The sequence below is a fragment of the Promicromonospora sp. Marseille-Q5078 genome (genome assembly GCF_050315395.1).
GTDB lineage: Bacteria > Actinomycetota > Actinomycetes > Actinomycetales > Cellulomonadaceae > Isoptericola.
Window position 1 is genome coordinate 3,348,297 of the sequence record NZ_JBNPQG010000001.1, and the last position, 22,692, is coordinate 3,370,988.

At 74.7% G+C, this 22,692-nt stretch carries 18 protein-coding genes; 11 read left to right on the forward strand and 7 right to left on the reverse strand.

Annotated elements, in window-relative coordinates; all coding sequences use genetic code 11:
• The first annotated feature begins 25 nt into the window (after positions 1-25).
• The 5 genes from ACQFYA_RS15545 to ACQFYA_RS15565 are packed head-to-tail and all read left to right on the forward strand — an operon-like array spanning position 26 to position 5,759.
• Positions 26-1,252, forward strand: coding sequence for a DUF7847 domain-containing protein (locus tag ACQFYA_RS15545; protein WP_499125655.1), 1,227 nt, complete (start codon positions 26-28; stop codon positions 1,250-1,252).
• Positions 1,252-1,941 (forward strand): DUF4129 domain-containing protein, encoded by a 690-nt coding sequence (locus tag ACQFYA_RS15550; RefSeq protein ID WP_499125656.1) that lies wholly within the window; start codon positions 1,252-1,254, stop codon positions 1,939-1,941. Before ACQFYA_RS15545 ends, ACQFYA_RS15550 begins: the two co-directional genes overlap by 1 nt.
• On the forward strand, positions 1,938-3,218 hold the full coding sequence (locus ACQFYA_RS15555) for a DUF4350 domain-containing protein (protein WP_499125658.1): 1,281 nt from the start codon (positions 1,938-1,940) through the stop codon (positions 3,216-3,218). Before ACQFYA_RS15550 ends, ACQFYA_RS15555 begins: the two co-directional genes overlap by 4 nt.
• Entirely contained in the window at positions 3,215-4,345 is a 1,131-nt protein-coding gene (locus ACQFYA_RS15560; RefSeq protein ID WP_499125659.1) for an AAA family ATPase, read from the forward strand. Before ACQFYA_RS15555 ends, ACQFYA_RS15560 begins: the two co-directional genes overlap by 4 nt.
• Positions 4,346-4,358: 13 nt before the next feature.
• On the forward strand, positions 4,359-5,759 hold the full coding sequence (locus tag ACQFYA_RS15565; protein ID WP_499125660.1) for a DUF58 domain-containing protein: 1,401 nt from the start codon (positions 4,359-4,361) through the stop codon (positions 5,757-5,759).
• Positions 5,760-5,775: 16 nt separating this feature from the next.
• Here the strand turns inward: ACQFYA_RS15565 and ACQFYA_RS15570 are convergent, their stop codons facing one another.
• Positions 5,776-6,765 (reverse strand): stage II sporulation protein M, encoded by a 990-nt coding sequence (locus ACQFYA_RS15570; RefSeq protein ID WP_499125662.1) that lies wholly within the window; start codon positions 6,763-6,765, stop codon positions 5,776-5,778.
• 48 nt (positions 6,766-6,813) lie between these two features.
• Here ACQFYA_RS15570 and ACQFYA_RS15575 point away from each other — a divergent pair, with 48 nt between their 5' ends.
• Positions 6,814-7,632 (forward strand): RDD family protein, encoded by an 819-nt coding sequence (locus ACQFYA_RS15575; protein WP_499127561.1) that lies wholly within the window; start codon positions 6,814-6,816, stop codon positions 7,630-7,632.
• Positions 7,633-7,708: 76 nt separating this feature from the next.
• On the opposite strand, the gene ACQFYA_RS15580 is transcribed toward ACQFYA_RS15575, so the two are convergent.
• From ACQFYA_RS15580 to ACQFYA_RS15605, 6 genes are all read right to left on the reverse strand, one after another.
• Complete coding sequence (locus tag ACQFYA_RS15580; RefSeq protein WP_499125664.1) at positions 7,709-8,779, reverse strand: acyltransferase family protein; 1,071 nt, start codon at positions 8,777-8,779, stop codon at positions 7,709-7,711.
• A 290-nt stretch (positions 8,780-9,069) separates the two neighbouring features.
• Positions 9,070-9,738 (reverse strand): response regulator transcription factor, encoded by a 669-nt coding sequence (locus tag ACQFYA_RS15585; RefSeq protein WP_499127562.1) that lies wholly within the window; start codon positions 9,736-9,738, stop codon positions 9,070-9,072.
• Positions 9,739-9,809: 71 nt separating this feature from the next.
• On the reverse strand, positions 9,810-11,255 hold the full coding sequence (locus ACQFYA_RS15590; RefSeq protein ID WP_499125665.1) for a sensor histidine kinase: 1,446 nt from the start codon (positions 11,253-11,255) through the stop codon (positions 9,810-9,812).
• Positions 11,256-11,419: 164 nt separating this feature from the next.
• Positions 11,420-12,958, reverse strand: a complete 1,539-nt coding sequence (gene ahcY / locus ACQFYA_RS15595; RefSeq protein ID WP_499125667.1) for an adenosylhomocysteinase — start codon at positions 12,956-12,958, stop codon at positions 11,420-11,422.
• 180 nt (positions 12,959-13,138) lie between these two features.
• Entirely contained in the window at positions 13,139-13,756 is a 618-nt protein-coding gene (locus ACQFYA_RS15600; protein WP_499125669.1) for a sunset domain-containing protein, read from the reverse strand.
• A 250-nt stretch (positions 13,757-14,006) separates the two neighbouring features.
• Positions 14,007-16,082 carry an Rv1352/Rv1906c domain-containing protein gene (locus ACQFYA_RS15605; RefSeq protein ID WP_499125671.1) on the reverse strand — a complete coding sequence of 692 codons (2,076 nt, stop codon included), beginning with the start codon at positions 16,080-16,082 and terminating at the stop codon, positions 14,007-14,009.
• 653 nt (positions 16,083-16,735) lie between these two features.
• Here ACQFYA_RS15605 and ACQFYA_RS15610 point away from each other — a divergent pair.
• The 5 genes from ACQFYA_RS15610 to ACQFYA_RS15630 all read left to right on the forward strand — a co-directional run bounded on the left by ACQFYA_RS15610 (position 16,736) and on the right by ACQFYA_RS15630 (position 22,675).
• A complete protein-coding gene (locus ACQFYA_RS15610; RefSeq protein ID WP_499127564.1) occupies positions 16,736-18,082 on the forward strand; it encodes a quaternary amine ABC transporter ATP-binding protein in 1,347 nt (448 codons plus the stop codon).
• Complete coding sequence (locus ACQFYA_RS15615; RefSeq protein ID WP_499125673.1) at positions 18,079-18,957, forward strand: ABC transporter permease; 879 nt, start codon at positions 18,079-18,081, stop codon at positions 18,955-18,957. Before ACQFYA_RS15610 ends, ACQFYA_RS15615 begins: the two co-directional genes overlap by 4 nt.
• A 65-nt stretch (positions 18,958-19,022) precedes the next feature.
• A complete protein-coding gene (locus tag ACQFYA_RS15620) occupies positions 19,023-19,946 on the forward strand; it encodes a glycine betaine ABC transporter substrate-binding protein (RefSeq protein ID WP_499125675.1) in 924 nt (307 codons plus the stop codon).
• 123 nt (positions 19,947-20,069) lie between these two features.
• Complete coding sequence (locus tag ACQFYA_RS15625; protein ID WP_499125676.1) at positions 20,070-20,762, forward strand: YoaK family protein; 693 nt, start codon at positions 20,070-20,072, stop codon at positions 20,760-20,762.
• Positions 20,759-22,675, forward strand: a complete 1,917-nt coding sequence (locus ACQFYA_RS15630; RefSeq protein WP_499125677.1) for a gamma-glutamyltransferase family protein — start codon at positions 20,759-20,761, stop codon at positions 22,673-22,675. Before ACQFYA_RS15625 ends, ACQFYA_RS15630 begins: the two co-directional genes overlap by 4 nt.
• The last annotated feature ends 17 nt before the right edge of the window (positions 22,676-22,692 follow it).

The window sequence follows — 22,692 nt, forward strand, 5'->3', positions numbered from 1 at the left end:
CCGCCCTGCAGCCCGGGAGGCCGCGATGAGCACGCCCGACCAGCCCCCGCCCCCCTCCGGCTGGGGCGACGCCTCCGAGCCGCCGCGCTACGGGCAGCGCGCGCCGGGCGGCGCTCCGCAGCCGGGTCAGCAAGGTCAGCAGGGTCAGCAGGGTCAGTACGGGCAGGGACAGTACGGGGAGAACCAGTACGGGCAGGGCCGGTACGGCGGCGCACCGGGACCGTACGGGCCCGCGGCCGCGAAGCCCGGCATCGTGCCGCTGCGGCCGCTGACGCTCGGCGAGATCTACGACGGCGCGTTCACGGCGATCCGGCACAACCCCAAGGTGATGCTCGGCGCGGCGACGCTGGTGCTGCTCGTCGCCACCGTGCTGGGGGTGCTCGTCGCGCAGCTCCTCGTCCCCGCCCTGTCGTCGTCGTTCACGTCCCTCGCGGCGGCGGACCCGGAGATCGCGGAGCTCGGGTTCGACACCATCTACGCGCAGGTCGTCGCGACGTCCCTCGGCACCGGGCTGACGATCCTCGTCGCCCAGCCGGTGGTCGAGGGCATCCTCACCGTGTCCGTGAGCCAGTCGGTGATCGGCCGCAAGCAGACGCTGGCGGAGGTCTGGGGCCGGCTGCGCGGGCGCGTGGGCGTGCTGATCGGCTGGGCGCTGCTGCGCACCCTGGCCACGTTCGTGCTGCTCATGGCGTGGACCGCGCTGCTCGTCGTGGTCGTGGCGGTGTTCTCCGACTCGTCCGCCGGGGCGGCCGTCGGCCTCGGCGCGCTGCTCGTCGTCGGGCTCGTCGTGCTCCTCGTGTGGCTCGGGGTGCGGGTCGGCCTCGTCGCCCCCGCGCTCGCGCTCGAGGGCCGGCGCCTCGGCGCCACCCTCGCCCGTGCGTGGCGCCTGACGCGCGGGTCGTTCTGGCGCCTGTTCGGCATCTACCTGCTCGCGTGGATCATCGTCTCGTTCGCCGCCAACCTCATCACGTACCCCATCACCCTCGTCGCCGGCGCGGTCGGCGGGACGAGCGGCAGCACGCAGACGATGGGCGTCGCGATGATCGTGGCCAGCGTGGTGTCGATCGTCATCAGCACGGCCATCACGACGATCTTCATGGCGTCCGTCGTGGCGCTGCTGTACATCGACGTGCGCATGCGGCGCGAGGGGCTGGACGTGCAGCTCGCCGCCGCGGCCCAGGCACCCGACCCCGGTCGGTCCGGCGGGCAGCCCGGCGGCCGGTCCGGACCGCCGCCCGGCATGCTCGCGTGATGCTCGGCGCGTCGACGGCGCTGCACGGGGCCGCCGTCGCGGTCCTGCCCGTCGTCGTGCCCGTGGACCCCGACCGCGAGACGGCGCACCGCTGGCTCCTCGAGGAGCTGTCCCGCCCCGAGTACGCCACGTCGCCGTCCCTGCTCGAGCGGCTGCTGCGGTGGCTCGGCGACCTGTTCGACGGCCTGACGCTGGGCGACGGCCGGTTCCCCCTCGCGTTCGTGCTGGTCGTGGCTGTCGTGCTCGTCGCCGCGATCGCCTGGTGGGTGGCCGGGCCCGTCCGGCTCTCCCGGCGTCCGCGCCGCTCCGTCGTCGTGCTCGACGGTGACGAGCGGTCCGCCGCCGAGCTGCGGGCGTCCGCGGACGCCGCGGCCGCGCGGGAGGACTGGTCGGCCGCGGTGCTCGACCGCTTCCGGGCGCTGGTGCGGTCGCTCGAGGAGCGGGTCGTGCTGGACGAGCGGCCGGGTCGGACCGCGCAGGAGGCCGCGGACGACGCCGCGGCCCGCCTGCCGTCGGTCGCCGCCGGGCTGCACGGCGCCGCGGCCCTGTTCGACGACGTCTGCTACGGGACGCTCCCGGCCGGGCCGGAGGACGACGGCCGGCTGCGCGACCTCGACGCCCGGGTGCGCGACCTGCGGCCGGTCCCCCTCGCGACGTCGCCCGTGCCGAGCGGGGTGGGCGAGCCGTGAGCGTCGAGACGCCCCGGAGCGCACGGCCGGCCCCCGCGGCTCCCGACGCGCTGACGCCCGACGTGGTGACCTCCGCCGTGGTCACCGGCGACGGCACCACCGCCGGGAGCCGGGCGGCGCGACGCTGGCGCGGCGCACGCTGGGCGCTGCTCGTGATCGGCACCCTCGTGCTGGTGGTCGCGGTGCTCGCCGTCCTGCGGCCGGTCACGTCCACCACGCCGTACGCCCCCGACAACGCCGGGCCCGGCGGCGCGCGCGCCGTGGCGCAGGTGCTCGAGCGGCAGGGGGTCGAGGTCGACCACGTCACCCGGGTCGCCGACGCCGTCGCGGCCGCGGGGCCGGGCACCACCCTCCTGGTGACGCCCTCGACCCTGCTGCTGCCGGAGCAGGCGGACGCGCTGGCCGGCGTCGGCGCCGACCTCGTGCTGGTCGGCGCCGGGGACGACCTGGTCGGCGCCGCGACCGACGGCTCCGTGAGCCGGTCGCCGGCCGCCGGCGTGCCTCCCGCCACCGCCCTCGAGCCAGGGTGCGACCTCGACGCCGCCCGGGCGGCGGGGCCGCTGATGCTCGCGCCGGGGCTCCAGGCCGACCCCGGCGCCTCCGGCGTGACGCTCTGCTGGCCCGTCGAGGACCAGGCCGCGCTCGCCCGCGCCGAGCTGCCCGCCTCCGACGCCCCCGGCGGCACCCGGACCGTCACCGCGGTCGACGACCCCACGTTCCTGCGCAACGACACCGTGCTCGACGAGGGGAACGCGGCCCTCGCGCTCGGGCTGCTCGGCACGCACGAGACGCTCGTCTGGCTGGTGCCCGACCCTCTGGACACCAGCGCGACCGACGGCGACGGCGCGCCCGCGCCCGCCGGGTCGGTGCTGCCACCCTGGGCCGGTGTCGTCGGTCTCTGGGCGCTGCTCGTGGTGCTGGTCGCCGCGGTGTGGCGGGCCCGGCGACTCGGCCCGCTGGTCACCGAGGAGCTGCCCGTGGTGGTGCGCGCCGCCGAGACCACGCGGGGCCGCGGCCGCCTCTACCGACGGGCACGGTCGCGCGGGCACGCCGCCGCCGGGCTGCGGGCGGCCACCGCCGAGACGGTCGCGCGCCGCCTCGGCGTCCCGCGGTCCGCCGACCCGACGGCGCTCACCGACGCGGTCTCCCGCGCCACCGGGCGCCCCGTGCACGACGTGGCCGACCTGCTGTACGGCCCACCACCCCCCGACGACGACGCGCTGACCGAGCTCGCGCGCCGGCTCGACACCCTGGAGAGCGAGGTCCACCGATCGTGACGACCCCCGACGAGAACCTGCAGGCCGACCCGGCCGCGCGGCCTGTCGAGACCCCCGCCCCGGCCCCGGCTCCCCCGGCCGCGCCGCACGCACCGACCTCGTCGGTCGAGCCTGCCGAGAGCGCCCGGGTCTCGACGAGCTCGACCGACGAGCCCGGTGCCGCGCCGGCCGCGCCGTCGATGGAGCTGCGCTCGGCGCTCGCCGCCGTGCGCACCGAGGTCGGCAAGGCCGTGGTGGGCCAGGACTCCGCCGTGACGAGCCTGCTCATCGCCCTGCTGTGTTCGGGCCACGTGCTGCTCGAGGGTGTGCCCGGCGTCGCGAAGACCCTGCTCGTGCGCTCGCTGGGCGCGTCGCTGGACCTGTCCACCAAGCGCGTTCAGTTCACGCCCGACCTCATGCCCGGCGACGTGACCGGCTCGCTGGTCTACGACGCGCGGACCGCGCAGTTCTCGTTCCGCGAGGGCCCGGTGTTCACGAACCTGATGCTCGCGGACGAGATCAACCGCACGCCCCCGAAGACGCAGGCGTCGCTGCTCGAGGCGATGGAGGAGCGCCAGGTGTCCGTGGACGGCACCCCGCGCCCGCTGCCGGACCCGTTCCTCGTCATCGCCACGCAGAACCCCGTGGAGCACGAGGGCACGTACCCGCTGCCGGAGGCGCAGCTCGACCGCTTCCTGCTCAAGGTGGTGCTGCCGGTGCCCGAGCGCGACCAGGAGATCGAGGTCCTGGCGCGGCACGCCGCGGGCTTCGACCCGCGCGACCTCGACGCCGCCGGCGTGCGCCCGGTCGCCGGTCCCGAGCAGCTCGCCGCCGCGCGGGCCGAGGTGCGCCGGGTCCAGGTGGCCCCGGAGGTGCTCGGGTACGCCGTCGACCTCTGCCGCGCCACCCGCCGCTCCCCCTCGCTCTCCCTCGGCGTCTCGCCGCGCGGCGCCACGGCGCTGCTGGCGACGTCGAGGGCGTGGGCCTGGCTGTCGGGGCGCGCGTACGTCACGCCCGACGACGTCAAGGCGCTGACGCACCCGACCCTGCGGCACCGCGTCCAGCTCCGCCCGGAGGCGGAGCTGGAGGGCGTCACCGCCGAGAGCGTGCTGACCAGCGTGCTCGCGACCGTGCCCGTCCCCCGCTGACCGGGGCACCCGCATGGCGCTGACGTGGCGCGCCGTCGTCCTGGCGGCGCTCGGGGTGGTCCCGGTGGTCCTGTTCCCCGTGCCGGGGACGGTCGTGGTGTGGGCGCTGGTCGTGGTGGCCGTCTGCGTCGTCGACCTCGCGCTCGCCGCGTCCCCGCGCGCCGTCGCGGTCCAGCGGCGGACGCCCCGGTCGGTGCGGCTCGGGGTGACCACCCGCTCCGAGCTGGTCCTCAGCAACACGGCCCGCCGCCGCCTGCGCGCCGTGGTGCGCGACGCCTGGCCGCCGTCGCTCGTCGTGGACGCGCCCGTGCGCACGGACGGCGCCGCGGCCGGCGAGCCGCTCGTGGCGCGCTCCGCCCGGCACGACGTCGACCTGCCCCCCGGCGAGTCGGCCCGCGTCCGCACGCCGCTGCGCCCCACCCGGCGCGGCGACCGGGCCGCCGGGCCGGTGACGATCCGCTCCTTCGGGCCGCTGCGCGTCGCCGCCCGCCAGGCGTCCGTCCCGGTGCCCGGGCACCTGCGCGTGCTGCCCGAGTTCGCGAGCCGCCGGCACCTGCCGTCGCGCCTCGCGCGGCTGCGGGAGATGGACGGCCGCGCCGCGGTACAGGTGCGCGGCGAGGGCACCGAGTTCGACTCGCTGCGGGAGTACGTCGACGGCGACGACGTGCGGTCGATCGACTGGCGGGCCACCGCCCGGCGCGGCGACGTCGTCGTGCGCACGTGGCGCCCCGAGCGCGACCGCCGCGTCGTCATCGTGCTCGACACCGGCCGCACGGCGGCCGCGCGCATCGGCACCGACCCCGTGGGCGGCGACAGCCCCGAGGGGGCGGACGAGGCGCCGTCGACGCTCGGCGGCACCCGGCTGGAGGCGAGCATCGAGGCCGCGCTGCTGCTCGGGGCGCTCGCCGACCGCGCGGGCGACCGCGTCCAGGTGCTGGCCTACGACCGAGCGCTGCGCGCCCGCGTCGCCGGGGCGTCCGGCCCGCGGCTGCTGCCCGCGCTGGCGGAGTCGCTCGCGACGGTCGAGCCCGCGCTGCTGGAGACCGACTGGCCGGGCCTGGTCGGCCAGGCGCGGCAGCGGGTCTCCCAGCGGTCGCTGGTCGTGCTGCTGACGTCGCTCGACCCGGCCGCCGTCGAGACCGGCCTGCTGCCCGTGATCGCCCGCCTCTCCGGCACACATCAGGTGGTCGTCGCGGCGGTGGCGGACGCGGACGCCGCCCGGCTGCGCACCGACCGGTCGTCGTCGGCCGCCGTCTACGACGCCGCCGCGGCCGCCCGCGCCGACCTCGAGCGGGCCGCCGTCTCCGCCGTCCTGCGCCAGCACGGCGCGGAGGTGGTCGAGGCGCTGCCCGACGACCTGGCGCCCCGCCTGGCCGACACCTATCTCGCGCTCAAGGCCGCCGGCCGCCTCTGACGCGCGCGGGGGCGGCTCAGCCGACGGTCGGCACGACCTCGCCCGCGCGGTCGGCGTCGAGGTCGCCGGTGAGCCCGGCCCCTGTGGCGCGACGGCCCAGCACCAGGACGTAGGCCCAGAAGGCGGCGAGCGCCAGCGCGCCGATCGCGATCTTGAGCCACCACGGCAGGGTGGAGCCGGTGACGAAGCCCTCGACCAGCCCGGACACCGCGAGCGCCCCCGCGAGGCCGATCGCGACGGTCACGAGCGCCCGCCCCTCCTGCGCCAGCGCGACGGTCCGCGGCCGCGGGCCCGGGGACACGGCCGTCCAGAAGAGCTTGAGCCCGGTGGCGCCGGCGACGAAGACGGCGGTGAGCTCCAGCAGCCCGTGCGGCGCGATGAGCTGCAGGAAGAGGTCGAGCTCCCCGTACGCCGCCATCATGCCGCCCGTGGCGCCGACGCCCACGGCGTTCTGCACCAGCACGTACGCCGGCCACACGCCGGTGATGCCGAGGCCCACGCACTGCGCGGCGATCCACGCGTTGTTGGTCCACACCATGGCGGCGAACGAGGCGCCCGGGTCGTAGTAGGACGCGAACGCCTCGTTGACGTACGCCTCCCGCTGCGCCGGGGTGCCCATCGCGGCGAGCGCGCTCGGGTCCGTCGCCACGCGGTACCCGGCGATCACCCCGATCGCCAGGCACACGACGATCACGCCGAGCGTCCACCACCGCACGCGGTACAGCGCGGCGGGCACGGTCACGACGACGAACCGGACGACGTCGGACCACGCGGGCTCGTGCGTGCCCGCGACGCGCACCCGCGCCCGGCTGAGCAGGTCGGACAGCCTCGTGACGAGCACCGGGTCGGGCGCGGCGGAGCGCACCGTGGACAGGTGGGTGGCCACGGCCTGGTAGAGCCGCACCAGCTCGTCGGCCTCCGCTCCGTCGAGCCGCCGCTTCCGGGTGAGCTGCCGCAGCCGGTCCCACTGCGGGCCGTGCACGGCGGTGAAGGCGTCGAGGTCCACGGTCGATACCCTTCCACACGGGACACGTCGCACGAGCGGGGGATGCACATGCACGACGGGATCGTCATCGGCGAGGGCGTGGTGCTCGACGCGCGCCCGGCGTCGTTCGTGAGCCGGGTGCTCGCGACCCTGATCGACCTGGCGGCGCTCGCGGTCGTGCTGATCGCGTTCCTGGTGGTGGTCACGGTGCAGGACGTCGCGATCGACGACCAGTGGCTGGCCGTCGCGGGCGTGGTGGCGGCCGTGCTGGTGATGGTCGTGGTGCCGGTGACGGTCGAGACGCTGACCCGCGGGCGGTCGCTGGGCAAGGTCGCGACAGGCCTGCGCGTCGTGCGGGACGACGGCGGCCCGGTGCGCTTCCGGCACTCCTTCGTGCGCGCCCTGGTGGGGGTGGGCGAGCTGTGGCTGACGTTCGGCAGCGTCGCCCTCGTGACCTCGCTGGCGAACTCCCGCGGCAAGCGGCTCGGCGACCTGCTGGCCGGCACGTACGTCATCCGGGTGCGGGGCGGGAAGGGCTGGTCGGTGCCGCTCGCGATGCCGCCCGAGCTCGCCGGCTGGGCGCGCACGGCCGACATCCGGCGCCTCCCGGACGGCCTGGCGCTCGCTGCTCGCCAGTTCCTGGACCGCGCGCCGCGCCTCGCCCCCGCCTCGCGCGCCGGCCTGGCGGACGACCTCGCCGGCCGCGTCGAGCCGCTCGTCGCGCCGGGGCCGCCGCCCGGGACGCCGGCCGAGGCGTTCCTGCACGCCGTCCTCCACGAGCGCCGCGACCGCGAGCTGGAGCGCGGCCGCGCCGAGCAGGAGCGGGCCGAGGCCCGCGCCGCCGGCCTGCACCGGCTGCCCTACGCCGTCCCCGACCCGCCCCGCTGACCCCCCCGCTACGTTGTGGGTACGAGAACGGCGACAATTCCAGGTCGAATTGTCGCCGTTCTCGTACCCACAACGTTCAGCGGCGGCGATCCTCGAAACGGCCGAAGACACGCACCAGGCCGAGCAGCACGAGGCCGAAGGCGGCGAACCAGACCGGGCGGGACGCCCACCAGTCCGCGCCCCAGGCGGCGGGCAGCCGCTCACCGAGGCCGAGCAGCGCCACGCCGACGACGGCGAACATCGCCGTGAGGTGCCACAGGTAGACGGTCATCGACCGGCGGGCCAGCGCGCCGACGACCCGTCGTCCGGCGTCGGTGGACGCGCGGCGCACGAGCGCCTCCCGCGCCAGGAGCGCGGCGCAGACCAGGGCGACGGCGTGCGCGACGACGGGCGCCGTGGGCGGCCCGAGGTTGGAGATCTCGTCGCCGGGCATGCCGATCATGCTGGCCGGGTAGGGCCCCGCGGCGACGAGGACCACCAGGGCGACGACGGCGACGACGACGCCCGCGGCGAGCGGCCACCTGGACGGACGACGGGACTGCCGACGGGTGCGCGCGCCGGCCGCCGGGCGCCGCGGGGCGCCGCGCTCGACGGCGTACGCGATCCCGGCGAGGAAGGGCACCGCCCAGGCGAGGAGCACGTTGGCCCCGGCGAGGGTCGCGGTGACGTCCCCCGGCAGCCCGAACCGCAGCGCGTCCAGCGCCAGCGGCAGCGCGACCGCGACGCCGAGGGCGCCCCAGCGCCAGCGCTGCCAGGCCGCGCGCAGCAGCGGCGTGAGCGTCACGAGCACCACCCACACGGCGAGGAACCACAGGAGCTGCGGCGCCATCCGCGCCATCCGCCACACGGCCTGGTCGGGGACGCCGAGGGCGAGCAGCCCCGCGACGGCGACCGCCCACGCGGCGGCGAACGCCCCGACAGGGCGCGCGGTCGCCCGCAGCTGCGCGGCGACGACGCCGCCCCAGCCGCGCCCGGCGGAGGCCGTGGCGGTCCGCTGGTAGCCGGCCGCGGCGCCGGCGGCGAAGAACAGGAGCGGGAGCGGCTGCAGGTAGGTCACGAGCCAGCCGGCGCCGTGCCCGAGGGCGTTGCCGACGGCGAGGGTGGTGCCGTCCCACGCGGCCTCGGCCATGAGCCAGTGCAGCAGCACGACGCCCACGGTGCCGATCGCCCGGACGACGTCGACGAAGGGGCCGCGCGCGACCCCCTCGTCGACGGCGTCCGGGCGATCGGCACCGTGGGCGTCGTGCTGCTGACGGGCGGACGCGCGGACAGGACGGGTGGGGCGGGGGCGTCGAGGACGGCCACGGCTGCTCCTGAGGCTGGTCGGTCGGGACCTTCTCAGCCTCGTGACCTGCGACGTCGTCCGACAGGGGCCTGACCCCCGCGGCGCCGGCCCACTCCCCCGCGTCGGGGGGGGGGCCGTCCCCCGCCGGCCCGTCAGGCGTCGACGCCGAGGTAGCGCAGGACGGCGCGGACGCGGCGGTGGTCCGCCGAGTCCTGCGGCAGGTCGAGCTTGGTGAAGATGGACGCCACGTTCTTCTCCACCGCCCCGTACGACAGGTACAGCGACTCGGCGATCGCGCCGTTGGACCGCCCCTGGGCCATGAGCTCGAGCACCTCCTGCTCGCGCGGCGTCAGGCGGGCGACGCCGTCCTCCGGCGAGCGGTGCGCGCCCATGAGCTGGCGCACCACCTCGGGGTCGAGGACGGTCTCGCCCGCGGCCACGCGCCCGAGGGCGGCGACGAAGTCCCCGACGTCGGCCACGCGGTCTTTGAGCAGGTAGCCGACGCCGCGCGGGTCGCCTTCGAGCAGCCGCGACGCGTAGCGCGTCTCGACCCACTGGGAGAAGACGAGCACGGGCAGCCCGGGGTGGGCGGCGCGGAGCGCCTCGGCCGCGCGCAGGCCCTCGTCGGTGTGCGACGGGGGCATGCGGATGTCGGCGACCAGCACGTCGGGGAGCGCGCCCGCGGCGGCGAGCGTCGTGACCTCGCGGACCAGGGCGTCGCCGTCGGGCACCGCCGCGACGACGTCGTACCCGCGGCGGGACAGGAGCGCGACGAGGCCGTCGCGCAGGATCGCGGAGTCCTCGGCGACGACGACGCGCAGCCCTGTCGGACCGGTCGGTCCGGTCGAGCCGTTCGTCGCGTCGGTCGTCGAGTCGGTCGTCGAGTCGGTCGTCATCGGCGGGCGCCCGGGGCGGGCAGCGGGATGGTCACGGTGATCACCGTAGGCCCTCCCGCGGGGCTGACCACCCCGAGCGAGCCGTCGACGCCGGACAGCCGGTCGGTGAGCCCGGCGAGCCCGCTGCCGCGACCCGAGGGGTCGGGGGCGCGCACGGCAGCGGCACCCACGCCGTCGTCGTGCACGCGCAGCACGAGGGCGCGCACGGCCGCGCCGGTGGCGGCGTCGGCGACCGGCTCCACGCCGGCGACGACGTCCACGCCCGTCGCACGGGCGTGCTTGGTCGCGTTCGCGACGAGCTCCGCGACGGCGAAGTAGGAGATCGCGGTGACGCTGGGCGGCAGGTCGGCCCCGTCGATGCCGACGGCGTGCACCCGCACGGGCAGCGCCGCGCGGGCGGCGAGCGTCTCGAGGGCGACGGCGAGGCCGGCGTCCAGCGCCGGCGGGCGGATGCCGCGGGCGAGCTCGCGCAGCTCCGCGAGCGTGTCCTTGGTGCTGGAGTGCGCCGTCTCCAGGACGGCGGCGAGCTCGGTCTCGTCGGCGCCGTCGCGCAGCAGCTCGCGGGCCTCGCCGATCTGCATGGCGACGGCCACGAGGTGCGCCTGGGTGCCGTCGTGCAGGTCGCGCTCGATGCGGCGCAGGCGCGCGTCGGCGTCCTCGACGGTCACGGCGCGGGCCCGCTCGGCGTACTCGACGCGCATGCTGGCCCGGGTGGGGCTGAGCAGGCCCACCGCCAGCAGCCGGAACAGGCCGACGAACAGCGCCTGCACCTGCGGCCACAGGTACAGCAGGATCACGCCGGCGGCGACGAGCAGGAGCTGGCGCGGCGGGGTGTCGACGAACCAGTCCGTGCCGAACGACGCCCCGCGGTGCCAGCTGCCGTCGCTCGCCTGCTGCAGCGGCAGCCAGCGCGACCAGAACCAGTGCGTGATGCCGCCGAGCGCCACGGCGAGGAACACCGTGCTCACGACGAACCCCGCAATCGCGAGGGGGAACGTCACCACCATGTACAGCAGCGCGCGCCAGGCGGTCGCGTCGCCGAGCATCCCGCCGAGGCGCCTCCAGAAGCCGCGGCGCGCCGGGCGCGGCGCGGGCTCCGCGATGTCGACGCCGAGGTAGCGCACCGCCATGCGCCGGTACATCGAGCCCCAGCCGCGCGTGCCGAGCAGCACGGCGCCCGCCACGAACAGCCCCACCACCGTCACCGCGACGCCCGCCATGAACGCGACGGTGAAGATCGCGTACGTGAACGCGAACGGGGCCAGCAGCAGCGCGAGCCACAGGAACCCGTACGCCCGCCACGTGCGGCCGTCGAAGGGGGCGAGGAGGAACGGCGGCGCGCCGGCAACGGCCCCCGCTCGCGGGGACGCCGTCGCCCCGTCCCTCGTCGGCGGGGCGGCGGACGACGGGGCGGGGCCGTCGGTGGACGTCATGCGGGTCATGCTTCCAGGCTGCCGGCCCGGCCGTCGCGCCGGTACCCGGCCCGCCACCGTCGTCGCGGGGGCTGTCCCCCGTCGCCGAGGTAGTTCAGCTCTCGCCGAGGTAGTCCGGCTCTCGCCGAGGTAGTGGTCTGGTCCACTACCTCGGCGAGAGGGGAGCTCCCTCGTCAGTAGCGGTAGTGCTCGGCCTTGTACGGGCCCTCGACGGGGACGCCGAGGTACTCGGCCTGGTCCTTGCTCAGCTCCGTGAGGCGCACGCCGAGGGCGTCGAGGTGGAGGCGGGCGACCTTCTCGTCGAGCACCTTCGGCAGGCGGTAGACCTGGCGCTCGTACTGGCGCTCCTCGGCCGGGCGGGCCATGTCGGCGAACAGCTCGATCTGCCCGATCACCTGGTTCGCGAACGAGTTCGACATGACGAACGACGGGTGCCCGGTCGCGTTGCCGAGGTTGAGCAGGCGCCCCTCCGACAGCACGATGATCGACCGCTCGGGGCGGCCGTCGGCCGCGGGCAGCGTCCACTCGTGCACCTGCGGCTTGATCTCGGTCTTCACGACCCCCGGCACGGCCGCGAGCCCGGCCATGTCGATCTCGTTGTCGAAGTGCCCGATGTTGCCGACCACGGCCTTGTCCTTGAGCCCGAGCATGTGCTCGACGCGGACCACGTCCTTGTTGCCCGTGGTGGTGATGACGAAGTCGGCCTCGCCGATCGTGTCGTCGAGACGCGCCACCTGGAAGCCGTCCATCGCCGCCTGCAGCGCGCAGATCGGGTCCACCTCGGACACGATCACGCGGGCACCCTGGCCGCGGAACGCCTCCGCCGCGCCCTTGCCGACGTCGCCGTAGCCGCAGACGAACGCGACCTTGCCGCCGATGAGGATGTCGGTGGCGCGGTTGATGCCGTCCGGCAGCGAGTGCCGGATGCCGTACTTGTTGTCGAACTTCGACTTGGTGACCGAGTCGTTGACGTTGATCGCCGGGAAGATCAGCTCGCCCGCCTCCGCGAGGTGGTAGAGCCGGTGCACGCCCGTCGTCGTCTCCTCCGTGACGCCGCCGATGCCCTGCGCGATCGTCGTCCAACGCAGCGGGTCGGACTCCAGCGCCCGGCGCAGCACGTTCCGCACCACGTTCATCTCGTGGGTGTGGTCGGGCTCGCCCTGCAGCGTGTCGGGCGGCACCACGCCGGCGCGCTCGTACTGCAGGCCGAGGTGCACGAGCATCGTGGCGTCGCCGCCGTCGTCGAGGATCAGGTTCGGGCCGCCCTGGCCGTTCTCCGCGCCCGGCCACACCAGGATCTGCTCGGTGCAGTCCCAGTACTCCTCGAGGCTCTCGCCCTTCCACGCGAAGACGGGCACGCCCTGCGGGTCGTCGGGGGTGCCGTGCGGGCCGACGGCGATCGCCGCGGCCGCCTCGTCCTGCGTGCTGAAGATGTTGCAGCTCGCCCACCGCACGTCGGCACCGAGCGCGACGAGCGTCTCGATGAGGACGGCGGTCTGCACCGTCATGTGCAGCGAGCCGGCGATGCGGGCGCCGGCCAGCGGCTGCGACGCGCCGTACTCGGCGCGCAGCGCCATCAGGCCGGGCATCTCGTGCTCGGCGAGCCGGATCTGGTGCCGCCCTGCCTCCGCCAGCGCGAGCGAGCGCACCTTGTAGCGGCCGGGAGCCTCGTCGAAGCCGGTGGTGCCGGGTGCCTCAGCGGTCGTGGACATGGTCGCCCTCCTGGGTTTCTGCGGTATGAGCCGTGTGCGCTGGGGGCTCCCGTCTGCGCGTGGCCCGTCGTCGTCGGCGCGAGCCAGCACCCAGGGTAGTCCGCACGGCCGCTGACATGCAGCGAGGCCGGCACCCGCAAGGGTGCCGGCCTCGCCGGGTCACGTGCCCCGCGGGCGTCGTCAGCCGTTCTTCGACGCGCGGTAGCCGGCCTTGCGGGCGGCCGACGCCGTGGTGAAGCACTCCTCCGGGGTGGTCACCTTGTAGTACCGACCGCCGGGCACGTGGTAGATGCCGGACTGGTTGCCCTTGATCGGGGCCCAGCTCGGGCAGTTGTACTTGCTCACCGGCGACGTGCGCGACGGCTTCCTGCCCTGCTTCACGACCAGCTTCTGCGACAGCTTCTTCGTCTTGGTGCCCGACCAGATCTTCTTCTTGGCCGACGAGAGCTTGTAGGTCTTGTAGGTGACCTTCGTCGTCACGCTGTACGTGCCGGCCTTGAGCGCCACCTTCGCCTTGTTCTTCGCGAGGTACTTGCCGTGCTGGGCGACGGTGAGCGTCTTCGACCTCACGGAGACGTGACCCTTGGCGCTGACGTTCGGCCTGACCGTCGCCTTCTTCGTGTAGGGCGCGGTCTTCGTGCCGATCTTCTTGACCGTCACCGACGTCGTCGTGGCGGCCGCGGCCGTCGGCGCGGTCGCCGTGGCATGGACGACGGCGAGGGGGGCGGCGAGCAGCGTCACGGCCGTGACGAGCGCGGCGAGGCGACCGGCACGGCGCGCGGGGACGGGGTGCTTCACGGGCTTCTCCTGGGGTGTGCCAAGGGGGTTCGCCGACGACGGCGGGCGGGGTGGCGCGACACCGGCTCGATCCGCGCAGCACGGACGGGGTCCGGCCGCGGGAGATGGTGTCGCCGGTCAAGTATGCGGTCCGGCGACGGGCGCGCGGCCCGGTCGCGCCCGTCTTCACCCGCCCCGCCGGCGTGATCTTCGTCCCGGTCCGGGCCCACGACGGCGCGTGGTGCGCCGTCGTGGGCCCTGGCCTCGATGCTCAGCCCGACACGCGCCGCCAGGAGCAGCCGTACGCCTCGAAGCCGACGTCGCCGGGGAGGACCCTCCAGTAGCCCGGCCCGGTGAACTCGGACGCCTCGTCGATCGCGGAGTGCGACATGGCGAAGCTCTTGAGGGCGGCGACGTAGCAGATGTCGTCCGAGAAGGCCGGCCCCGTCGTGGAGTACAGCCCCGGCTTGACCTGGCCCCCGGAGGTCCCGACCTTGTAGATGCCGTCGGTCGCCGTCGAGGTCCGCGCCGACCCGTAGGCGTGGTACTTGCGCCACGTGCCGCAGCCGCTGGTCGAGAAGTACTTGTCGGTGCTCTTGATCGTCACGATGGTCTGCCCGTACGTGAGGCCGGCCCAGACCATCTTCTTGGACCCGTCGAGGCGCTTGACCGTGCAGCCCCCGGCCGAGCCCCGCGCCACGTACGTCCCCGGCTTGATCTGGGTCCCGACCTTGTAGACGCCGTTCTTCGTGAGCACCGGCGCCGGGACCGTGACGCGCGCCGTCTTCGCACTCGTGCGCGAGGACGCGTAGTAGCCCGACCGCACGCCCTTCACCGTCACGGTGATCCGCTTGCCGTACTGCGCGCCCGTGATGCGGAAGGTCGAGCGTGTCGCCCCCTTGATCGCGGTGCCGTTCGCCCGCCACTGGTACCGCCACGACGAGGGCTTCGGCGTCCACGTGCCGCGGCTGCTCACCTGGAGGGTGGCGCCGACGCGCGCGCTGCCCGAGACCTTCGGCGCGGACGTCCTCGAGTAGACCCGCAGGATCCTGCTCGACGAGCTCGTCATCGTCTTCGTCGTGTAGCCCGAGCGGCTGCCGGTGACCGTGACGGTCAGCTTCTTGCCCGCGTGCTTCGACGGGAGCGTGTAGGTGGACTTCGTCGCACCCTTGACCTTCGCGCCGTTCACGCGCCACTGGTACCGGTAGGTCGAGGCCGACGGCGACCACGTGCCACGCGAGGCCGAGACCTTGCTGCCGACGCGGACGATGCCCTTGATCTTCGGCCTCGGCGCCGAGATGACCCCGGCCGCGACCTTCTTCCCGCTGCTCGTGCGGGTCGTCGGGGTGTAGCCGGACCTGGTCCCCGTCACCTTGACGCTGAGCGTCCGGCCCTTGACGGAGGCCGTCGGGGTGTAGGTCGACCTCGTCGCCCCGGAGATCGACCTGCCCGACGCGTACCACTGGTACTTCAGCGACGTGCCCGAGCTCCAGGTGCCCGCCTTCGCGGTGACCTTGGACCCGACGCGGACCGTGCCCGACAGGGTGGGGGTGGACGCCGTGAGCGTGCCGAGGGCGACGGTCTTCGCCGCGGACGTCCGGGTCTCGGGGTCGTAGCCCGCGGCCTTCCCGGTGACCTCGAGCGCGACGGACCGGCCGGCGTCCGCAGACGTCAGCGTGTAGGTCCGCGCCGTCGCCCCGCTGATCGGGCTTCCCGAGCGGAGCCAGCGGTAGGTGAACGTCGCGGCAGGGGCCCAGGTGCCCGGCACGGCCGTCAGCGTCTTCCCGACCTGCGCGGTGCCGGTGACCTGGGGATCGTCCGTCGCGAGCTCGCCCGGGGCGACGACGTCCGCCGCGTGCACGACGACCGTGGCCGAGGCCGCACCGTTCACGGCACCCTCGGGCGCGGACCCGGTGATCTCGACGCTCAGCGCGTGCCCGGCGGCCGGCGCCGGGACGGTCAGGGCGTAGTCCACCTGACCGGGGAGCTCGACGTCGTCCGCGAGCCAGCGGTAGGTGAAGGTGAGGCCGGCGTCGGCCGGCGTCCACAGCGCGGGCACGGGGTCGACGGCGACCTCCGCGCCGACCTGCGCCGTGCCCGTCACGGCGAGCTGCTCGGGCGCGGGCGCGACGACGTCCGTCACCGTCGGCTCGGTCGTCGGATCCGGCGTCGGCTCCGTCGTCGGCTCCGTCGTCGGCTCGGCGGAGACCTGGGTCTCCGGCGGGGGGTCGGTGGCGGCGACCGCGCCGGGGGCGACCAGCAGCGGGGCGACCACCAGCGAGAGGGCGGTGACGAGCGCCGTCGTGCGCGCGCGGTGTCGCGCACGACCGGGCAGGACAGGGTCCACGGGTCCTCCGGGACTCGAGTCGGCCGGGCCTCCGGCCGACAGGGTGAGAGGCACGGCCGGAGCGGCCACGACGGCGTCGATGCCGGTCGCCGCGCCGCGCGGTCAGCGCGGTCCGGCGGTGCTGCCCCCGAGTATGAGGTGGGCGGTTCGCCCAGAAGATCCCCCACACGTCGCCCGGGGCGATTTCACCCGCTGTGCGGGACGTTGTCACCCGCTCCCGGCCTCCCCGAGGACGCGGTCGACCCGGTGGCCGAGGTCGTCCGACGCCGGCCCGAAAGAAGCAGACCTTGTCGACCCATGACGAAACCTTCATCAGGCGCGACCGCTCGAGTGGCGCCCCGGGGTGGCCGGGGCCACACTGTCCAGGCCCCATATGTGACCTGCGCCATCCCAAAAATCACATTCACATAACGATCACTTCACCCTCCTGACCAGCCAAAAGCCGGTATTTCCCCAGGACAACACGGAATATCCGTGCAGATCGGACCGGGGTGCTCGGTTCGCCACGGCACCCGTCGGCGTAGGAGGGTGCTTGATGCCCTTGTGCCCACCGGAACCGCGGAAGCACGGGAACCCGTGACCGGTGCTCGACGCACCGCCCGGCGAACCGTGGGTGCATCCGAACGTGATGGAAGGTGGCGAGCCCTGCCCGTATGTCGGGAGACAGCAGTACCACCACAACGCCCGCCGAGACGCCTGCGGCCACGCCCGCGGTGTCGGTGAGAGGCGTCTACAAGGTCTTCGGCCCCAAGCCCGCCGAAGCGGTGCGCCGCCTCAAGGCAGGCGCGACGCGCGACGAGGTGAAGAGCCTCGGCACCGCTGCGGTGATCGACGCGAGCTTCGACGTCGCCCCCGGCGAGATCTTCGTCGTCATGGGCCTGTCCGGCTCCGGCAAGTCGACGCTCATCCGCATGCTCAACGGCCTGTGGACCCCGAGCGGCGGCGACGTCCTCCTCGGTGACGCGAACCTCGCCACCGTGGACGGCAAGCGACTCCGCGAGCTGCGCCGCACCCGCGTCAGCATGGTCTTCCAGCACTTCGCGCTGCTGCCGCACCGCACGGTGCTCGACAACGCCGCCTACCCGCTGGAGATCCAGGGCGTCGGCAAGTCCGAGCGCCAGGAGAAGGCGCGCCAGGCGCTCGACATGGTCGGCCTGTCCGGCTGGCAGGACTCGCTGCCGTCGCAGCTGTCCGGCGGCATGCGCCAGCGCGTGGGCCTCGCCCGCGCGCTCGCGGCCGACACCGACGTGCTACTCATGGACGAGGCGTTCAGCGCCCTCGACCCGCTGATCCGCTCGGAGATGCAGGAGCAGCTCCTCGAGCTCCAGGAGAAGCTGGGCAAGACGATCGTCTTCATCACGCACGACCTCAACGAGGCCATGCACCTGGGCGACCGGATCGCCGTCATGCGCGACGGCCGCATCGTCCAGATCGGCACCGCCGAGCAGATCCTGTCCGACCCGGCGAACTCGTACGTCGAGAAGTTCGTGGCGGACGTCGACCGGTCGCGCGTGCTCACCGCCTCGTCCGTCATGCAGCGCCCGCGCCTCACGGTGCCCGCCGGCGGCGGACCGCGGCAGGCGGCACGCGAGATGCGCGAGGCGGAGGTGTCCGGCGCGTTCGCCGTCGACCGCCGCCGCGTGCTCAAGGGGCTCGTCCGGGCGGACGACGCCGTGCGCGCCACCAAGGAGGGCATCGAGAAGCTCACAGGGCTCATCGACGCCGACGTGACCTCCGTGCACCAGGACACGCCGATCGCCGAGCTGTTCGCGCCGGCGGCGGAGTCCGCCGTGCCCCTCGCGGTGGTCGACGACGAGGGCCGTCTGGTCGGCGTCGTGCCGCGCGTGACGCTGCTCGAGGCCATGGCGGGCGAGTCCGTGGAGAACGGCAACGTCTCCACCCCGGAGAAGTCGCAGCAGGAGGCGATGGAGGCCATGCAGGCCCAGAAGGGCCTGGCCGACGACAACATTGCCGGGACCACGGAAGGAGCCCCGGCATGATCGCCGCCGCCACCGACACCCTCGTCCCCCGCGTCCCGGTCGGCGACTGGATCGAGACCGCGATCGACTGGGTCACCGACACGTTCGATCCCCTCTTCGACGCGATCAAGACGTTCTTCGAGTCGATCTACGACGGCCTGGACTGGGTGCTCAGCACCCCGCCGTTCTTCGTCGTCGCCCTCGTGCTCGCGGCGATCGCGCTCTGGGCGCGGGGCTGGAGGCTCGCCCTCGGCTCGCTGATCGGCTTCGTGCTGATCGCCGCGATGGACCAGTGGGACAACGCCATGGACTCCCTGGCGCTCGTGCTCCTGGCCTCCGCGGTCGCGTTGCTGATCGGAATCCCGCTCGGGATCTGGGCCGCGCGCAACGAGCACGTCTCACGCATCGTGCGGCCGATCCTGGACTTCATGCAGACGATGCCCGCCTTCGTCTACCTGATCCCGACGGTCGTCATCTTCCTCACCGGCCCCGTGCCGGGCATCATCGCGACCATCGTGTTCGCGCTCGCCCCCGGCGTGCGCTTCACCGAGCTGGGCATCCGGCAGGTCGACTCCGAGGTGGTCGAGGCCGGCCGCGCGTTCGGCTCGAACGACCGGCGCATCCTGCGGCAGATCCAGATCCCCCTGGCGATGCCCACCATCATGGCGGGCGTCAACCAGGTGATCATGCTCGCCCTGTCGATGGTCGTGATCTCCGGCATGGTCGGCGCCGGCGGCCTCGGTGGCGACGTCGTGGGCGCGCTCTCCAGCGTCGACATCGCGCTCGGCTTCGAGGCCGGCCTCGCCGTCGTGTTCCTCGCGATCTACCTCGACCGCGTCACCTCCGCGCTCGCGGAACGCTCCCCCGTCGCCAAGGCCCTCAAGGCCACCCGCTGACGCTCCCGTTCGTCACCCGTGCGGCGACCACCGTCGTCGCACGGGACCTGTCAGGAAGGACATCCATGAACACCGGACGCAACACCCGTCGTCTCGCCGCCGCCGGCGGCACCCTCGCCCTCGCCTTCTCCCTCGCCGCCTGCGCGTCGGACGGAGAGGACGGCGGCAGCGCCGACGGCGGTGACGAGAAGGAGATCACGATCGGCATCCCGTCCGGCTGGGACGAGGGCATCGCCGTCTCCAACCTCTGGGCCGCCGTCCTCGACGAGAAGGGCTACGACGTCGACACCAAGACCGCCGACATCGGCGTGGTCTTCACCGGCCTGGCCGGCGGCGACATGGACGTGCTCTTCGACACCTGGCTGCCGATCACGCACTCCGACTACGTCGAGAAGTTCGGCGACGACATCTCCGACCTCGGCACCTGGTACGACGACGCCAAGCTCACCATCGCGGTGAACGAGGACTCGCCGGCCAAGACCATCGGCGACCTCGCGAAGTACGCCGACGACTACGACAACAAGCTGGTCGGCATCGAGGCGGGCGCCGGGCTCACCCGGGTGACCAAGGAGGAGGCGATCCCGACCTACGGTCTGGAGGACCTCGACTACACGATCTCCTCGACGCCGGCGATGCTCGCCGAGCTCAAGGGCGCCGTCGACAAGGGCAACAACATCGCGGTCACGCTGTGGCGCCCGCACTGGGCCTACGACGAGTTCCCGGTCCGCGACCTCGAGGACCCCGAGGGTGCGATGGGCGACGCCGAGGAGATCCACACCTACGGCACCTCCGACTTCGCCGACCGCTACCCGGAGCTGGCCGGCTGGCTGAAGGACTTCACCCTCGACGACAAGCAGCTGTTCTCGCTCGAGAACCTCATGTTCAACGACGAGGAGTACTCGGACGACCCGGAGGCCGCCGTGCAGGCATGGCTGAAGGACAACCCGGACTTCGTCGACCAGGTGACGGGCGGCGCCGCCGCCGAGTGATGCCGAGATAGAGAGGCTCCTCGCCGAGATAGAGAGGGGGCGGACCGAAGTCGTCTTCGGTCCGCCCCCTCTCTATCTCGGCGAGGAGCCTCTCTATCTCGGCGGGATCGGTACGGTGACCTGGTGCCCCGCTCGTTCCTCGGACCCCTCGGTCGTGACCGCGACCGGCTGCACCTGGTCCTCATGCTCGCCCTGACGTTCTCGACCGGCATCGCCGACGCCGTCGGCTACCTCGGCCTCGACCGGGTGTTCACCGGCAACATGACCGGCAACGTCGTCATCCTCGGGATGGCGCTCGCCGGGGCAGACGACCTGCCCGTCGTCGGACCGCTGCTCGCCCTCGGCACCTTCATGGCCGGCGCGGCGCTCGCGGGCGTGGTGCTGCGCCCGGTCGAGGTCGGGTGGACGCCGCGCACCACGGCCCTGATCGCCGCGGTGGGCCTGCTGCTGGCGGCGATCACGGTGCTGCTCCTGGCCGCCGGCGCCGACCTGACGCACCCGGTGCAGCTCACCGTGACCGGGTTGCTGGCGCTGGCGATGGGCACGCAGGCGGCCACGGCGCGGCACCTGTCGGTCAAGGACGTCACGACGGTGGTCGTGACCTCCACCATCACCGGCCTGGCCGCCGACTCCCGCCTCGCCGGCGGCTCCGGCAAGCACGCCGGGCGCCGCCTCACCGCGATCGCCCTCATCTGCGCGGGCGCCGGCGTCGGCGCCCTGCTCCTGCAGGCCCACCTGGCGTGGGGCGTGGGCGTGAGCGCCGTGCTCACGCTCCTCGTCGCCACCCTCGGACACACCACGGAGGAAACCCGATGACGTTCACTCCCCCGCCCGCCCACGCCACGCGCCCGGACCTGCGCGGCACGTTCGGGATGGTCGCCTCCACGCACTGGCTGGCGAGCGCGAGCGCGCAGTCCGTGCTGGAACGGGGCGGCAACGCCTTCGACGCGGCGGTGGCGGGCGCGTTCGTGCTGCACGTGGTGGAGCCGCACCTCAACGGTCCGGGCGGTGACATGACGGCGATCCTCGCGACGGCGGACGAGCCCGGGCGGCCGCGGGTGCTCATGGGGCAGGGGCCCGCGCCGGCGGGCGCCACGATCGCGCACTACCGCGACGCCGAGGGCCTGGACCTGGTGCCCGGCTCGGGTGCGCTGGCCGCCGCGGTGCCCGGGGCGGTCGACGCGTGGCTCCTGCTGCTGCGCGACCACGGCACCTGGACCCTCGAGGACGCCCTCGCCCCGGCGCTCGGCTACGCGCGCGACGGCCACCCCGTCCTCGCGGCCGTGTGCCGCACGATCGAGGGCGTCGCCGACCTGTTCCGCGACCACTGGCCCTCCTCGGCGGCGCGCTGGCTCCCCGACGGCCGGGCCCCGCGGCCGGGCGACCTGGTGACGAACCCCGAGCTCGCCGCCGTCCTCGAGCGCCTCGTGGCGGCGGAGCGGGACGCCGCCGTGGGAGGCGCCGGCCGGGCCGACGCGGTGGACGCCGCGCGGGCCGCCTGGCGCGCCGTCGTGGGCGAGGCCGTCGAGGCGTTCGTGCGCACGCCGCACCGGCACGCCGACGGCAGGGACCACGCGGGGGTGCTCACGGCGGCGGACGTCGCGGGCTTCGACGCGTCGTTCGAGGACGGCGTCGCCGTCGAGTTCCGCGGGCACACCGTGGTCAAGACCGGCGCCTGGGGGCAGGGTCCCGCGCTGCTGGAGGCGCTGCGGATCCTCGACGGGTTCGACGACGCGCGGCTCGACCCGTCCACGGAGCTCGGGGCGCACACGGTGCTCGAGGCGCTCAAGCTCGCCCTCGCCGACCGGGACACGTGGTACGGCGACGGGGCCGAGGACGGCGAGGGCGCGGCGCCGCTCGACGTGCTGCTGTCCGACGAGTACGCGGCCGCCCGCCGCGCGCTGATCGGCGAACGCGCGTCCCACGAGGTGCGGCCCGGCGACGTGCCCGGCCGGGCCACGCCGCCCGTGCCGCCGCTGCGTACGTCGTACGCCACCGACGTCCCCGCGGCCGCCCTCCCGGGCGCCCCGACCGGCGGCGCCGCCGCGGGGGTCGGCGAGCCGACCGTCGTCGTCCCGGCGGCGTTGGGCGCCGCACCCTTGAACGGCGACGGCCTCGAGACCGACGCCACCGGCGCGACCCGTGGCGACACGTGCCACCTGGACGTCGTCGACCGCTGGGGCAACATGATCAGCGCGACGCCGTCCGGCGGCTGGCTGCAGTCCTCCCCCACGGTGCCCGGCCTCGGCTTCGCGCTGGGCACGCGGCTGCAGATGACCTGGCTCGACGAGTCGTCGCCCTCGCGGCTGGAGCCCGGCCGCCGGCCGCGCACGACGCTGACGCCCACCCTCGTGCTGCGCGACGGCGCGCCGGTGCTCGCGTGCGGCTCGCCGGGCGGGGACCAGCAGGACCAGTGGCAGCTCGCGTTCCTGCTGCGCGTGCTCGTGGGCGGCTACACGCCCCAGGAGGCGATCGACGCCCCCGCCCTGCACACGACGTCCGCCCCCGGCTCCTTCTGGCCGCGCACCTGGACGCCCGGCGGCGCCGTCGTCGAGGACCGGCTCGGCGCCGACGTCCTCGCCGGGCTGGTCGAGCGCGGGCACGCCCTCACCCTCGCCGGAGACTGGGCGCTGGGGCGGCTCAGCGCCGTCACGCGCGACCCCGCCACCGGGGTGCTCGGCGCCGCGGCGAACCCGCGCGGCGCGCAGGGGTACGCGGCGGGCCGCTGACGTCGGTCGAGCCGGTT